Annotated in this window: 10 protein-coding genes; 3 read left to right on the top strand and 7 right to left on the bottom strand. The window is 69.7% G+C overall.

Going from position 1 to position 13,652, the window contains the following annotated elements; genetic code table 11:
- The first annotated feature begins 54 nt into the window (after positions 1 to 54).
- Complete coding sequence (locus FHY03_RS04840; RefSeq protein WP_183924299.1) at positions 55 to 234, top strand: hypothetical protein; 180 nt, start codon at positions 55 to 57, stop codon at positions 232 to 234.
- 61 nt (positions 235 to 295) lie between these two features.
- Here the strand turns inward: FHY03_RS04840 and FHY03_RS04835 are convergent, their stop codons facing one another.
- The 7 genes from FHY03_RS04835 to FHY03_RS04805 all read right to left on the bottom strand — a co-directional run bounded on the left by FHY03_RS04835 (position 296) and on the right by FHY03_RS04805 (position 10,519).
- Entirely contained in the window at positions 296 to 883 is a 588-nt protein-coding gene (locus FHY03_RS04835) for a DUF1989 domain-containing protein (RefSeq protein WP_183929054.1), read from the bottom strand.
- Positions 880 to 1,593, bottom strand: coding sequence for a guanitoxin biosynthesis heme-dependent pre-guanitoxin N-hydroxylase GntA (gntA, locus tag FHY03_RS04830; RefSeq protein WP_183924295.1), 714 nt, complete (start codon positions 1,591 to 1,593; stop codon positions 880 to 882). Before gntA ends, FHY03_RS04835 begins: the two co-directional genes overlap by 4 nt.
- Positions 1,594 to 1,885: 292 nt before the next feature.
- Positions 1,886 to 2,941, bottom strand: a complete 1,056-nt coding sequence (locus FHY03_RS04825; RefSeq protein WP_260158646.1) for a YdiY family protein — start codon at positions 2,939 to 2,941, stop codon at positions 1,886 to 1,888.
- A gap of 441 nt (positions 2,942 to 3,382) precedes the next feature.
- Positions 3,383 to 6,517: a TonB-dependent siderophore receptor gene (locus tag FHY03_RS04820; RefSeq protein ID WP_260158645.1), complete on the bottom strand. Its 3,135-nt coding sequence runs from the start codon at positions 6,515 to 6,517 to the stop codon at positions 3,383 to 3,385.
- Between the two features lie 203 nt (positions 6,518 to 6,720).
- Positions 6,721 to 7,722: an MBL fold metallo-hydrolase gene (locus FHY03_RS04815; protein WP_183929052.1), complete on the bottom strand. Its 1,002-nt coding sequence runs from the start codon at positions 7,720 to 7,722 to the stop codon at positions 6,721 to 6,723.
- On the bottom strand, positions 7,719 to 10,004 hold the full coding sequence (locus FHY03_RS21300) for a PQQ-binding-like beta-propeller repeat protein (RefSeq protein ID WP_183929050.1): 2,286 nt from the start codon (positions 10,002 to 10,004) through the stop codon (positions 7,719 to 7,721). The genes FHY03_RS04815 and FHY03_RS21300 overlap by 4 nt, the downstream gene beginning before the upstream one ends.
- Positions 10,005 to 10,006: 2 nt before the next feature.
- Positions 10,007 to 10,519 (bottom strand): CHRD domain-containing protein, encoded by a 513-nt coding sequence (locus FHY03_RS04805; RefSeq protein ID WP_183924289.1) that lies wholly within the window; start codon positions 10,517 to 10,519, stop codon positions 10,007 to 10,009.
- A 140-nt stretch (positions 10,520 to 10,659) separates the two neighbouring features.
- Between FHY03_RS04805 and FHY03_RS04800 the strand changes: the two genes are divergently transcribed.
- Together FHY03_RS04800 and FHY03_RS04795 are read left to right on the top strand one after the other, a co-directional pair.
- Positions 10,660 to 11,616 (top strand): cupin domain-containing protein, encoded by a 957-nt coding sequence (locus FHY03_RS04800; protein ID WP_183929047.1) that lies wholly within the window; start codon positions 10,660 to 10,662, stop codon positions 11,614 to 11,616.
- Positions 11,617 to 11,639: 23 nt separating this feature from the next.
- Positions 11,640 to 13,643, top strand: coding sequence for a PQQ-binding-like beta-propeller repeat protein (locus FHY03_RS04795; RefSeq protein WP_183929046.1), 2,004 nt, complete (start codon positions 11,640 to 11,642; stop codon positions 13,641 to 13,643).
- The last annotated feature ends 9 nt before the right edge of the window (positions 13,644 to 13,652 follow it).

Genomic DNA, 13,652 nt, shown 5'->3' with positions numbered 1-13,652 from the left:
GGGGCGAGTCGCAGCGTACCGTGACAGAGTCTCCACACCGGGAGGGATCACGCGATGACCACGATGGACGATCTCGATTACTATCGCCGCCGCGCCGAGCAGGAGAGCGCGGCCGCGCGCCACGCGCGCGACGCGCCGATGCGACGTCTCCACCTCGACCTCGCCTCGCGCTACGCCGAACGCATCGCCGAGGCGGAACAGCGCGCGCCGACACCGCGGGCGGGGGTGAACTAAGCGGCGCGGTCGTCGTGCCCCGGCGAAGGCCGGGGAACACGAAGGGTCAGGCTTCCGCCGCTCACTCCACGCGATAATGGATCGGCTTGAAGCTGCCGCCGTTCGACGCCGGCGCGGAGCAGGCGGTGAGGCCGATGATCAGGTCCATCCGTGCCTCGAGCGTGAGATGGTCGCCGGCGCGGCTGGTCGGCGGAAGCACCTCCAGCTTCCCCGTCGCGCCGTCGACAGGCACGTTCATGAAGCAGTTGAACGCCACCGGGATCATGTCCTCGGTCACGCCGTACGGCGCGAGCGCCTCGGCGAGGTTGCCGAAGCAGCCGCGATGCGGCGGCAGCTCCGGGTAGAAATGGTGGAACGTGTCGTAGGAGCACGGCGTCAGCAGGAAGTCGTGCCGCCCGACGGTGTCCTCCACGATCGCCAGCATCGGGCGCGAGCGGTTCGAGTAGAGCAGATGGCCGGCGGTGAGCCGGATCGTCTCGGCATAGTCGAAGGTGCGCCCCGAGGAGATCACCTCGCGCACGTCCTCGGCATTGTACCCCAGCAGGTCCGCCACCTGGACGCCGCGCGGGTCGATCACGGTGAGCCGCTGGCCCGCCAGCAGGCGGAAGGCGGTGCCGCTGCGCGGCGCGATCTCGATCGTCGCGCTCACGCGGGGTCGCTCCCGCCGGCATAATGGAACGGGCAGCGCCACGCCGAGTCGACCACGCGCCCGCTATACTGGCGCGCCTCGCTCAGCTCGCCGTGGCGCGCCAGCATCGGGTTGCGCGAGCCCGCGACTTTCTCGTCACGCACCATGATCGCCTCGCGCATCGTCTCGTAGCGACCGTCGGCGCGCAGCTGCTCGAACTGGTCGTGCAGGTTGAACACCATCGTCGGCCGCGCGAAACGCCGCGCCGGGCGCGAGGCGTTGGGGTGGAGGCCGACGACGAAGAAGGCCTCACCGCCGAAGCTCAACGAGAAATGCGGGCTGTCGGGATCATGGCTGACGCGACCGTCGTAGGACTGGCCGCGCCACACGTCCTTGTCGGAGAGCGACTGGATCCGCTCCCACAGCGCCGCCTCGAAGGTGGTCTCGTCGAGCACGTCAGGTCCCTCGAACACCACGGCATAGCTGCGGAACAGCGTCGGCTCGGCGCGATAGGCGGCGGCGAAGCGGACCAGCCCGTCGTGGATGCGCAGATCGTCCCACGCACTGTCGATGCGCGAGCAGGCGAGCACGTCCAGCGTCCCGCGCGCGAGCGCCGCCTTGGCGCCGACGCAGGGGAAGGATCGCTCGGCAACATGGCCGTGGAGCAGCGTCTCGAGCTCCTCCTGGGCCTGGTGCGTCCAGCGGAACAACGGTGTCTCGGGAGCAGGCATAGGGCCGAGGATACGGGTGGCGCCGATGAATCGTTCCGCCTAATCAAACTGATACGGATCAATGGGGGAGGTTTGGCGCGAAATGGCTGGTGCGCGGAACGGCCATGCGGGCGATCCAGAACTACCGCCCCGTCATCCCGGACTTGGTCCGGGATCCACTCTTCCGCGAGAGCGACGCGGTCTGAGTACGCGGCACGGTGGATCCCGGACCAAGTCCGGAATGACGGCAGGTAAGGTGATCAGGGTCGCCATACATATCGAGACCAACGAGGGACGTCGATACGAGCTTTCCTCAGAAACTATACACCAGCGACAATCGACTGAGCGTGTCGGTGCTGAGCCGTTCGTCGCGCGGCTCGCTCTCATATTGCACGGTGTAGGAGAATTTCGCCGAGAGCGGGCCGAGCAGCTTGGCCTCGAGCGCGCTGACGCTGCGCACCGTGCTGTTGTAATGTTCGAGATAGGCCGAGGCTTCCTGGCTCAGCCGCAGGCCGCCGATCAGCGTCCAGTTGAGATTCATGCTGCCGCGTGCGGCGAGGCTGCTCTGCATGAACTCGTCGGTGAAATCGGTCTGGCGGAAGGCGGGACCGGCCTCGAGGTCGAGCGTCAGCCCGGAGCGGCGGAACACGCCGTAGCCGGCCCCGACCGAGACCGCGTAGCGGCTGACATAGCCGAGGAAGCGATCCGACTCATAGCCGAGGTTGCCATAGATGTAGGCGCGGTCGCTGACCTTGTAATTGGGCTGGTAGCCGAAGGTGTAGCGCTCGCGGCTGGTGACGCCGTCGGTGCGCTGGAAGTCGGCCTGGCCGAGCAGCCGGTGGCGCCAGCGCAGCCCCTCGCGGGTGAGATCGGCCGAGCCGGTCAGCCCGGTGATGTTCGAGTTGCCGGTGGAGACGAACCCACCTGCCTCGACCTTGCCGGTCCACAGCTCGAACGCGCTGGCCTGCTGCAAGCGCTCGTCGTGCGCCCGCGCGCGCGCGGAGCGCCAGTCGCTCGCCTGTCGCAGCACCAGGTCGGCCGAGCCGGGATCGCCCGCGCGCGCGTATTTGACAATGGTGGCGACGCCGGCCTCGTCGTTGGCCGCGATCGCGGCGTCGAGCATGGCGCGGATCTCGGGCGGGATCGTCGGGCCGGGGATCTTCGCGAGGGTGACGCCCACGTCGCCGAGCGTCGGCGGCGGCACCTCGGGCTCGGGTGCCTCGACCACCACCGGGGGCAGTTCGAGCTCGGGCAGCCGCAGCGTGCCGCGCGCGCGCCGCGCCGCGCGGCGGCTTCTCGCCTGGGCGAGCGGCGCCGCCGCCGCGGCGGGGGCGGTGAGCGTGAGGGCAGAGAGCGTGAGCAGGATCATCGGTCGGGCGCGGTCGGTACGAGTGTCAGTCGCGTGCGATCACGCGTGCCGGGGCTGGGCTGACGTTCCGACCGACATTCATCTCTCACACTCCCGAGGCCTGCGGGCGGCATCGCGCGTCCGCGTCACGGCGCACTGGTGCGGGACCGACCAGGCAACGCCGATCTCCCTGCGACAGCGCAGCGCATAGAGCCGCTTGGTCGCGGGTGGAAGGGTGCGGCGCGCGCCGGCGCGACGAACTGCGCCAGGGCGAGAGGATCGTCCCGGCGCTCGCCGGATCATCCTGTCGGTCAGCCGCTGAGAGCGGAACGGCCGGCGACGGCCGCGCCGGCTGCCGGTGGGGGCGAGCTGAGCGCGGGGCCCCGTCACTGCAGACGCTTTCATAAAAAATGGCTCCCGAGGAAGGTCCTCGGGAGCCAGGGCAAGGCCAAGGGGAGCGGCCTAGAGGCTGAGGCGCAGGCCGAGCCGGAAGGTGCGGCCGAGCACGTCGTACAACACCGGGTTGAACCCGTACGTCACGCCGTTCTGCGGCGAGGGTTCGGGCGCCTTGTTGAAGAGATTGTCCACCTTGGCATAGGCGGAGATGCTCTTGCTGATGTTGAACGAGCCGCCGAGATCGACGTAGAGCGCGCCGGGCATCGTGTTGTCGCTGATCGTGGTGATGTTGCCGGTCGGATCCGGCGCCGGGCAGCTGCCCGGATCGCACTGGATATATTCGTTCGAGTAGACGCCGTCGGAGAACCAGCGCTCGGTCACCGACAGCGAGAAGTCGTCCGTGTCCCAGCTCTGGATCGCGAACACCTTCCAGTCGGGCACGTTGCCGCGGTTGTTGCCGGCCTGCTCGGTCGGGATCGTGCCGGGGAGGCCCGACGTCTCGGTGTAATGCAGCGTGCGCGTGGCGAGGCCGCGGATCGTGAAGGCGCCCGGCAGCCCGACGCCGCTGAGCGGGCGGCGATAGCTCGCCTCGATGTCGAAGCCGTTGGTGCGCACGCGCGCGAAGTTGAACAGCTGCTCGTTGACGAACAGCGGCCCGGCCGCGGCGTCGAGATTGAACGAGCCGCAGAACTGCGCGAGGTTCTGCAGGAAGCATTGGTTGATCGCCGACTGCCCGCTGAACGGCGTGATGATGCCTTCCACCTTGATGTTGTAATAGTCGAACGAGGCGCTGAAGCCCGGCAGGAAGCCGGCGGTGGTGCCGTCGAAGACGATGCCGCCGGTGGTGTTGCGCGAGGTCTCCGGCTTCAGCGCGGTGTTGCCGATCGTGTTCGACGGCGCCTGGACGAACTGCCCCGCGGTCGGCGAGCTGCCGGGCGCGCGCGGATCGAGGAAGGTGGCGTTGGCGAAGGTCGGCGTGCGGAACAGCTCGGATAGGTTGGGCGCGCGCACGTCGCGCGAGGTCACGCCGCGCAGCTTGATGCCGGTGAGCGGCGTGTCCCACGTGCCGCCGACCTTCCAGCTCGTGATCCAGCCCGAGGTGCTGTAGCGCGTCTGGCGGACGCCCGCGTTGATGTTGGCGCGGCCGATCTGGTCCTCGTTCGAGATCGGGATGTCGAGCTCGAGGAAACCCTCGTGCACGTTGTAGCGACCGGTGCCGTTCTTGTAGTTGCCGGCGTACCAATTGCCGCCGGTCAGCGTGTTCTGCGTGGGGTCGGCGGGATAGTCGGTGGTGTTCGGGTTCGCCGCGGTGACGCCGTTGCCGTACGGATCGGCCTTGGTGCGATACCATTCGCGGCGGTACTCGTAGCCGAAGGCGACCGACAGCGGACCCGCCCAGGTCGAGACCGGCTGGCCGTTGAAGCTGATCGCGCCCGCGTTCTGCGTCGACCAGGTGTGCTGATAGGGTCCGATCGCCGGCTTGACGTAGTTGAGCGCGGCCTCGGTCACGCCGCCGTCGCCGATGATGTTGAGCGGGACGCAGCCGGCGGCGCGCGCCGCCGCGTTGGCGCAGCCGATCGTGCCGTTGGGCAGCCGCACCGCCTGATAGGCCGCACGGAAGCGCGAGATGTTGAGCATGTTGTCGACGTGCAGGTCGGTGTAGTTGCGCCCGTACTCGTAGTAGGCGTCGTAGCTCCACTCGGTGCCGAGGCCGCGGAACTTGCCGTTGGCGCCGACGACGTAGCGCAGGTTGGTGCGCACCGGCTTGACCTCGATGAAGTCGCCGAGCTGCGCCAGCGCCGAGCCGTACTGGAACTGCGTGATGCCGGCGTTGGTGCAGGCCTGCTGGATCGACTGCGGCACGAACGGGTTGGCGTTGGCGTTGTTGAGGCCGCACTGGATCGTGAGGTTGGCCTGCTGGGCGTAGCCCGGGTTGGGCGAATTCTCCGAGCTGACGCGCGAGCCGTTGAACGTGAAGTAGACCTCGTTGTTGGGCGCGAAGTCGAAGCCGACGCGCGAGTAGTAATTGTAGCGCTCCAGCTTGGAGGCGAGGCTGGTGCCCGCGCCGACCACGCCGCTGGTGTCGCCGCCCGAGCAGAAGGAGGGCGTGCAGCCGGTCACCGCGCCGGTCCCGGTGGGCACGCCGTTCGAGCCGTACTGGAACTGATAGGGCTGGCCGTTGGCACCGAAGGCGGTGCCCTGGAGCGGGCCCGAGGTGATCAGGCCGAACTTCGAATATTGGTATTGCTGCGCGTTCTGGATGTAGAAAATGCGCGGCTGGCCCGCGGGCGTGTTGGTCACGCCGGTCTGCACGAACGCGGGCGAGTTGTACCAGTCGCGGCCGTTGGCGCCGACGATCCCGAACCCCGGGTTGGGCACGCCGCCCTGCCGGCCATATTCGGCGCTGACCACGACGTGGAGCCGGTCCTCGTAATAGCTGTTGCCCCAGGCCGCCTGGGCGGTGACGCCGGCGTCGTCGCCGTAGGTGGTGATGCTGCCCTGGAGGTTCGCCTTGAAGCCCTTGAAGCGCTTGTCGGTGATGAAGTTGACCACGCCGCCGACCGCGTCCGACCCGTAGGAGGCCGAGGCGCCGCCATTGACCACGTCGACGCGCTGGACGAGCAATTGCGGGAACTGGCTGACGTCGGGCACGCCCGAGTAATTGGCGCCGACGAAGCGCTGCCCGTCGAGCAGCGTCAGCGTGCGGATCGCGCCCAGACCGCGCAGCGAGAAGGAGCTCAGTCCCTGGATGCCGCTCGACGTGCTGCCCACCGAGGTGGCGCGCCCGGTCGATCCCTGCAGCGAGGGCAGCTGCGTGACCGCGTTGAAGATGTTGGGCTGCGCCAGCCGCTGCAGGTCGGCCGCGCCGATCACCTGCGTCGGCGTGGGCGCGTTGAAACCGCTCGAGGTGATGCGCGAGCCGGTGACGATGATGTCGCTGCCGGGCTCGGCGGCGGGATCGGGCTGGTCGACCGTCGCCGCGCTGTCGGCGGTGGCGGGGTCGGCGCCCGATGGCGTCGCGGCGGCCGAACCGGGCTGGATCGTCGGGGACGGTGCGGTCTGCGCGGCCGGTTCAGTCTGCGCCTGCGCCTGCGCCGGCATCGTCAATGCCATCGCAAGCGCCGCCCCGCTCGCCGCCATCAGGGCGCTTCGGCGGCATGCCGCCAGGCCGTGCCTCAGCTCCATCTCGAACGCCATCATGTCCAGACCCCTCCTCCCGTCATGGGAGAGGCAGGTCGACACCCCGCGCGGCGCATCGGCGACCCGATCGGTCCGGCGGTTGTTCCGCTCGAACCTGCGCTGCCGGCCGGGCGTCGCCGACCTGATCCTCTCCGTCCGTCGAGTTGTCTGACAGATCTGAATCATTGTCGACAGAAAAGTTGCAGTGTGTGCACCGTCGTTTCTTACAACGGCTGCGGCTCACCGTTGCGCGCGATCCACAACCGCGTGCATTGCTCCTGTACCTGCATGTAGCGGCGGTAGCGGTCGCGACCGAGCACGAAGGGATTGGTCTGACCGCCTCGCCGGTAGCGGAGCAGTTCGAGCCGCTCGAGTGCCTCGTAATGGAGCGGGTGGTTGCCGATCTGGCTGTCCACTCCGGCCGCGCGGGTCAGCCCGATCCACCGCCGGATCGATCCGACCTGCGCCGCGCGCAGCTCGGGTGTCCAGGGCAGGCCCGAGCCGCCGTAGAAGCCGACCATGTGGCGTCGCCCGCGATCGTGCACCGGGAAGATCGTCGAGAGCGTGCCGCGCGTGTGACCGGGGGTAACGTGGAAGCGGATCGGCACGCCGCCGATCACGCGCGACTCGCCGTCCGCTACCGCGATGTCGCGGCGCGGTGGCGGTCCCCAGCCGCGCACCGCGAGCCGCTGCGGCGACTGCATCTCGTCCCAGTCGGCGGCGGAGGCGATCACGCGCGCGCCATAGGTCTGCTGGAAATGCGCCGCGCCGCCGTAATGGTCGCCATGCGCGTGGCTGAGGATCACGTAGCGGACATCGCGCGGGTCGAGCCCCATCGCGCGCAGGTTGGGCTCGATCAGCGTGCGCGCCTCGTCGGCGTTGTTGAGCGAGTCGAACAGCACGATGCCGTCGCGCGTGCGCAGCGCCCAGGCCGAGACCGCCATCTGGCCGACCGAGAACAGCTCGTCGAACGCGGCGAAGGGCTCGACCATGCCGTTATATTGCTCGCCCTGCGTCCGCGGCTTGTAGCGCGCGTCGAGGATGCAGCGGTGCGCGAAGTCGACGAACAGGTCGTCGCGCGCGATCCGCCGCGCGGCGTCGAACGCGCGCGCCGCCGCGGCACGATCCTCCTTCGGGAAGGCGAGCGGGCGAGGATAGTCAACCGCGCTGGATGTCGGGGCGGGGGTGACGGCGAGCAGCGTGGCGAGCCAGGCGATGAGGGTCATTTCTCCTCCGGCAGCCCGAAGACATAGACAGCGTAGCCGGTGATCGGGCGATGCACCTCGGTCAGCATCGTCCCCGGCTTGAGCTGCGGGCTGCCACCGCCCAGCGCGGTGGTGACCGCGACATATTGCCGCCCGTCGACCGCGAAGGAGACGGGGAAGCCCTGCACCGTGGTGCCCAGCCGCGTCTTCCACAATGTCTCGCCGGTGCGGACGTCGACCGCGCGGAACACGCGGTCGAAGTCACCGACGAAGGCGAGGTTGCCCGCGGTCGACACCACCGAGGTGAGGAAGGGCGCGCGCTGCTGCACGGTCCACAGCGGCGCACGGTCGCGCGCGCGGTAGGCGGACAGCCGACCCAGATTGCCGCCGGTGCCGGGCATCTCGTAATAGACCTGGCTGCCGTTGCCGAGCATCAGCACGCAGCTCTGGCTGAGCGGGATCACCAGCGCGTCGCTCGGCTGGTGATAGCTCATCGCCTGCCAATTGTGCCCGCCCTCCGGGCCGGGGCACGAGGCGAGCCACTGGTCGGACTGCTGCTTCACCACGTCGTCACGGTAGCTCGGCCGGCCGGTCACCGGGTCGATCCGGGTGAAGACGTTCTGGAACACGGTCTCGGTCGCGCCGAGGAACTTGCCGCTGGCGCGGTCGAGCTGCCACAGGACGCCGGCCTTGCCGATCGTGAAGAGCGACTTGCGCTCGCCGTGGTCGACCAGCACGCGCTCGAACACCTCGTCGAGGTCGAACGTCTCGCCGGGGGCGTGGTTGAACCACCAGCGCAGCTTGCCCGTGCCGGGGTCGAGCGCGAGCGTGGAGTTGGCGTAATCGGTCGCTCCCGTGGCGGAGCCGCGCTCGTCTCGGCGCCACGGCTTGCCCTGCGCGGTGCCCCAGTAGGTGGTGTCGAGCGCGGGATCGTAGGTGCCCGCGATCCAGGTCTCCGATCCCTTGCGCTCGTCGTCGGGCAGCGCCCCCCAGCTGTCGCCGCCGGGCTGGCCGGTCAGCGCGACGGTGGTGAAGGTCCAGTCGCGCTTCCCCGTCGCGGCGTCGTAGGCGCTGATATAGCAATGGTCGGGCGTGCCCTTGCGCCCGCAGTTCGTCATGCCGACGATCACCTTGCCCTTGATGATGATCAGCCCGCCGGTGGAACGGCCGACGCCGGGCTTCTCGTCCGTGATATGCGTCTTCCAGACTTCCTCGCCGCTGCGCGCGTCGAGCGCATAGACCCAGCCCTCGGGCGTGTTGACGTAGAGGTTGGTGCCCCACAGACCCATCGCGCGCGTCTCCACCGAGGACGGGCCTGGCCCGGCGCTGGTGGGGAAGGGGCCGAGCCGGTTCTCCCACAACAGCTCGCCGTCGCGCGCGTCGAGCGCCTGGATGACGTTGCCGACGCCCCACATGTACATGATGCCGTCGTGGACGATGGGGGTGTCCTCCATCGTGCCGTTCTCGGGCATCGACCACATCCACTTGAGCTGGAGCCGCGCGACGTTCCCGGTGTCGATCTGCGCCAGCGGGCTGTAGCTCCACCCCTGGTAGTTGCGGCGGAACATCAGCCAGTCGCCCGGCGGCGGGTCGCGCAGCATCGCGTCGGTGACAGGGCGATAGCCGGCGATCGCTCCCCTGAGGCTCAGCCCCGGCTTGCTCGGCAGCACGAAGCGGCCGGGATCGGCGTACTTCACCTTCTGCCCCGGCGCGGCGAAGCCCGCCGAGGTGGCGGGGGCGGCGGCGCCGCCGGGGCCGTTGGCGGGGGCGGACTCCTTGGCACCGCCGATCTGCGCCTCCTGCGAAGCGGTGCTGCCGGCGGGCGCGCCGGTCGCGGCGGTGGACGGCGCGGCGGGGTCGGCGAAGGCGTCCGCGGGAGGCTTCCCGCTCGCTACCGCGCCGAGCAAGGTCGTCGCGCCGCGGTCGAGCGGCGTGTCGCCCGCGGGCGCGCCGTTGGCGTAGAGGATGTAGGCGACGATCGCGTCATAGGTCGCGTCGTCGAGGCTGGCGCCGCGGCCGTACGGCATCGAGGCGTGGATCTTGCTGTAGAGCGCCGCGACGGCGCGCTTGCCCCACACAGCGTTGAACGAGGCGCCGGTCAGCGCCGGCGCGTCGGTGGCGCCGGTAAGGTCGCTCTGGTGGCAGGCGGCGCATTGCTCGGCATAGGCGCTGCGCCCGGCGGCGACCTGCGCGCGGGTGAAGAAACCGCCGGGCTGCTGCGCGACCGCGATCGTGCCCGCGAGCGCGACACCGGCGGCGGCGAGCAGGAGCGCGGCGCGGGGGCGGAGGGCGAAGTGTCGCATGGTCAGCGCCGCGGCGTGTCGAGCTGCGGCAGGAACCAGGCGCCGCGCTGCGGCACGCCGGGGGTGGCGCGCGCGTGAGCGGGGAGCAGCCAGCCCCACAAGGTCCCCTTCGGCCCCCAGCTATAGCCCGGCGGCGCCTTCTCGCTGTCGATCTGGACGTACAGCCGCCCGGTGCGCAGCGCCGCGGCCTGTGCCTCGCTCAGCCGGTAGCGGCCAGCGATCGTCCCGTCGGTGTCGCCGCTCACCGTCAGCGCCAGCGCCTTTCTGCCCGGCACGCCGATCGCGGGGCCGATCAGCAGATGCGCCGCGGTGGCGCGCGACGGCAGCCCGCGGAAGCGGCCGCTGACGGTCAGCCGGGCGCCGTCGAGCCGCGCTTCCGCCTCGCCGCGGCCGGCGATCACCGCCTTGGTCTCGTCGTCGAGCGGCATCGGGCCGAGATCAGCCTGATAGTCGGCGGCGTGCGCCGAGGTGGCGAGGATCGCGGTCAACAGCAATCCCGCCAGCGTCCAGCGCATCCCGATCCTCCCCGCCACCCCGGCTCATCCTGCCGATGATCATCGTCAGTGTGCTTGACGTGATTTCAGATCGCATACAAGATTGCACCTGTCCATACAAACGGCGCGTCCACGGGCAGCGTCGCAAAAAGGAGAGTGGGATGAAAGGGTTGCTGTACCTGTGCGGCGCGCTCGCGGCGCTCGGCGGTGGCGTCGCGGCCTCTGCCCAATTCTCCGGGCGCGAGGATCCGATGCCGGTGACCCAGCCCAAGATGCCCGGCGAGTATTGGGCGCCCAAGCCCACGCAGCCGACCGCTTACAGCGCCCCCAACAAGGTCCATTGGAAGCTCGCCGACATCCGCGTGGCGCATCGCGGCCAGAGCGACTGGGTCCATCCCGTCGTGCGCAACCCCGAGCAGGACGCGGACTACGTCTCGCTCGGCGCGGGCAAGAAGACCAAGCCGCGCTTCTTCGCCGACGACCGCATCATGTTCATCGTGTGGGACGGCAGCCTGCGCGTGACGATCGACGGCGCCGAGCCCTTCACCGCGACCAAGGGCTTCATGGTCAGCGTGCCGTTCCGCCACGTCTATTCGGTCGAGAATGTCGGGCAGCAGCCGGCCATCTGGTTCGAGGTGCGCCAGGCCGGCACCGCGCCGCTCTATCCCGCTAGCGAGACCCCCGATCCGGTCAAGGGCCGCACCTATGTCAAGGTGACGGGCAATCCCGGCCCGGCGAAGGACCGCGACACCAACCCGATCTACGTCGACTTCTTCAAGACGATCGCGGTCGGCGACAAGCCGTACAACGGCAAGTTCGTGTGGGACGATCACTGGACCTCGAACATCCTGCGCGGCAAGGCCGCCGACGCGGTGCCGCCCGACACCAACAAGGGCCATTTCCACACCGAATGGACCGAGTTCTGGTTCATCATGGAAGGCAAGATCGGCTACAAGATCGAGGGCTATCCCTATTTCACCTCGGAGCCGGGTGACGTCGTGACCGCGGCGCGCGGGCGCTGGCACCGCGCCGGCAACGATCCCAGCGCGCCGATGTCGACCCGCATCCCGATCAACCCGCGCCCGGTCATCCTGCACAATTTCGAGCCGGCGCACTGAGGCGGCCGGCAGGGGATCGCGCGATGCGCTTCACACGACGCGCGCTGCTGGCGCTGCCGCCGCTCACGCTGCTGGCGCTGCGCGCGCCCCTCGCGGCGGCGCAGGTCAGCCCGCGGCGGCGCGCCCCCGGCGACACCGACTGGCGGCACTATGCCAACGATCTGGCGAGCACGCGCTACGCCGCGCTCGACCAGATCGACGCTACGAATTTCGACAGCCTCGAGGTGGCGTGGCGCTTCCGCACCGACTCGCTCGGCGCGCGCCCCGATTACCAGCTCGAGGCGACGCCGCTGGTGGTCAACGGCGTGATCTACTCCACCGCCGGGTCGCGCCGCGACGTGGTCGCGCTCGACGCCGCGACCGGCGAGCTGTTGTGGATCCATCGCGAGGACGAGGGCGAGCGCGCGCGCAAGGCACCGCGCCAGCTCTCCGGGCGCGGTGTCTCCTACTGGACCGACGGCACCGAGGAGCGGCTGCTCTACGTCACGATCGGCTACCGGCTGATCGCGCTCGACCCGCGCACCGGCCAGCGCATCCCCGGCTTCGGCAGCGACGGCGCGGTCGACCTCAAGACCGAGTTCGACCAGGAGATCGACCTGATCGAGGGCGACGTCGGGCTCAACTCGACCCCGCTCGTCGCCAAGGACACGGTCGTGGTCGGTGCCGCGCATACCGCTGGCAACGTCCCCAGGACGCGCGACAACGTCCGCGGCTACGTGCGCGGCTACGACGCGCGCACCGGGCGACGGAAGTGGATCTTCCACACCATCCCGCGCCCCGGCGAGTTCGGCTACGACACGTGGCTCGACGGAACGGCGGCGATCGGCAACGCCGGCATGTGGTGCCAGATCTCGGCCGATCCCGCGCTCAACCTCGCCTATCTCGGCATCGAGCTGCCGACCGGCGACGTCGGCGGCCAGTATCGCCGCGGACCGGGGCTGTTCGGCGAGAGCATCGTCGCGGTCGACCTCGATAGCGGCGAGCGCAAGTGGCACTACCAGCTCGTCCACCACGGGCTGTGGGACTATGACATCCCCTGCGCCGCGATGCTGCTCGACGTGCCGGTGGGTGGGCGCGTGCGGCAGCTGCTCGCGCAGCCGACCAAGCAGGGCTTCCTCTACGTGCTCGACCGCGCCACGGGGAAGCCGATCTGGCCGATCCCCGAGCGCAAGGTGCCCAAGGGCGACGTGCCCGGCGAATGGTATGCGCCGACCCAGCCGATCCCGTCGCGTCCTGCGGCCTATGACGTCCAGGGTGTCGGCGACGAGGACCTGATCGACTTCACCCCGGAGTTGCGCGCCAAGGCGCTGGCGCTGGCGAAGAACTATCGCCGCGGCCCGCTCTTCACCCCGGCCTCGATGTTCGACCGGGAGGGCACCTGGGGCACGCTCACCGCGCCCAACCTGACCGGCGGCACCAACTGGCCCGGCGGTGGCGCCGATCCCGAGACGGGCGTGGTCTACGTCTATTCCAAGACCGTGGCCGACGTGATGAGCGAGCTGCCGAACGACGACCCGAAGCGATCCGACTTCGCGGTCATCAACGTGCGCGGCATGCCCGACGCGCCGCGCCGTGGCGACCACACCTATGGCGCGCTGACGGTGGAGGGGCTGCCGCTGCTCAAGCCTCCTTACGGAAGGATCACCGCGATCGACCTCCGGCGCGGCGCGCATCTGTGGCAGGTGGCGCACGGCGAGACCCCCGACACGGTGCGCAACCATCCCAAGCTCAAGGGTTTGACCATCCCCAAGACGGGGCGCTCGGGCAACGTCGGGCCGCTGGTGACGAAGACGCTGGTGATCTGCGGCGAGCCCGGCGTCTTCACGCTGCCGGACGGGCGCCGCGGTGCGATGCTGTGCGCCTATGACAAGGCCAGCGGCGAGCAGAAGGGCGCGGTCTACATGCCCGCGGGCCAGACCGGCGCGCCGATGACCTACATGCTCGACCAGCGCCAGTACATCGTCATCGCGATCGGCGGCGGCGCGTACAGCAGCGAGCTGGTCGCCTTCCGTCTTCCCGCCGCGTGAGCGGCCATC

The organism is Sphingomonas sp. BK345 (genome assembly GCF_014193845.1).
GTDB lineage: Bacteria > Pseudomonadota > Alphaproteobacteria > Sphingomonadales > Sphingomonadaceae > Sphingomonas.
This window is presented reverse-complemented; position numbering and strand designations above follow the sequence as displayed.

What these genes read in the sequence shown, in the direction of transcription:
- FHY03_RS04840 (WP_183924299.1), top strand. Translation starts at nt 55, where the DNA reads ATGACCACGATGGACGATCTCGATTACTATCGCCGCCGCGCCGAGCAG.
- gntA (WP_183924295.1), bottom strand. Translation starts at nt 1,593, where the DNA reads ATGCCTGCTCCCGAGACACCGTTGTTCCGCTGGACGCACCAGGCCCAG.
- FHY03_RS04825 (WP_260158646.1), bottom strand. Translation starts at nt 2,941, where the DNA reads ATGATCCTGCTCACGCTCTCTGCCCTCACGCTCACCGCCCCCGCCGCG.
- FHY03_RS04820 (WP_260158645.1), bottom strand. Translation starts at nt 6,517, where the DNA reads ATGATGGCGTTCGAGATGGAGCTGAGGCACGGCCTGGCGGCATGCCGC.
- FHY03_RS04815 (WP_183929052.1), bottom strand. Translation starts at nt 7,722, where the DNA reads ATGACCCTCATCGCCTGGCTCGCCACGCTGCTCGCCGTCACCCCCGCC.
- FHY03_RS21300 (WP_183929050.1), bottom strand. Translation starts at nt 10,004, where the DNA reads ATGCGACACTTCGCCCTCCGCCCCCGCGCCGCGCTCCTGCTCGCCGCC.
- FHY03_RS04805 (WP_183924289.1), bottom strand. Translation starts at nt 10,519, where the DNA reads ATGCGCTGGACGCTGGCGGGATTGCTGTTGACCGCGATCCTCGCCACC.
- FHY03_RS04800 (WP_183929047.1), top strand. Translation starts at nt 10,660, where the DNA reads ATGAAAGGGTTGCTGTACCTGTGCGGCGCGCTCGCGGCGCTCGGCGGT.
- FHY03_RS04795 (WP_183929046.1), top strand. Translation starts at nt 11,640, where the DNA reads ATGCGCTTCACACGACGCGCGCTGCTGGCGCTGCCGCCGCTCACGCTG.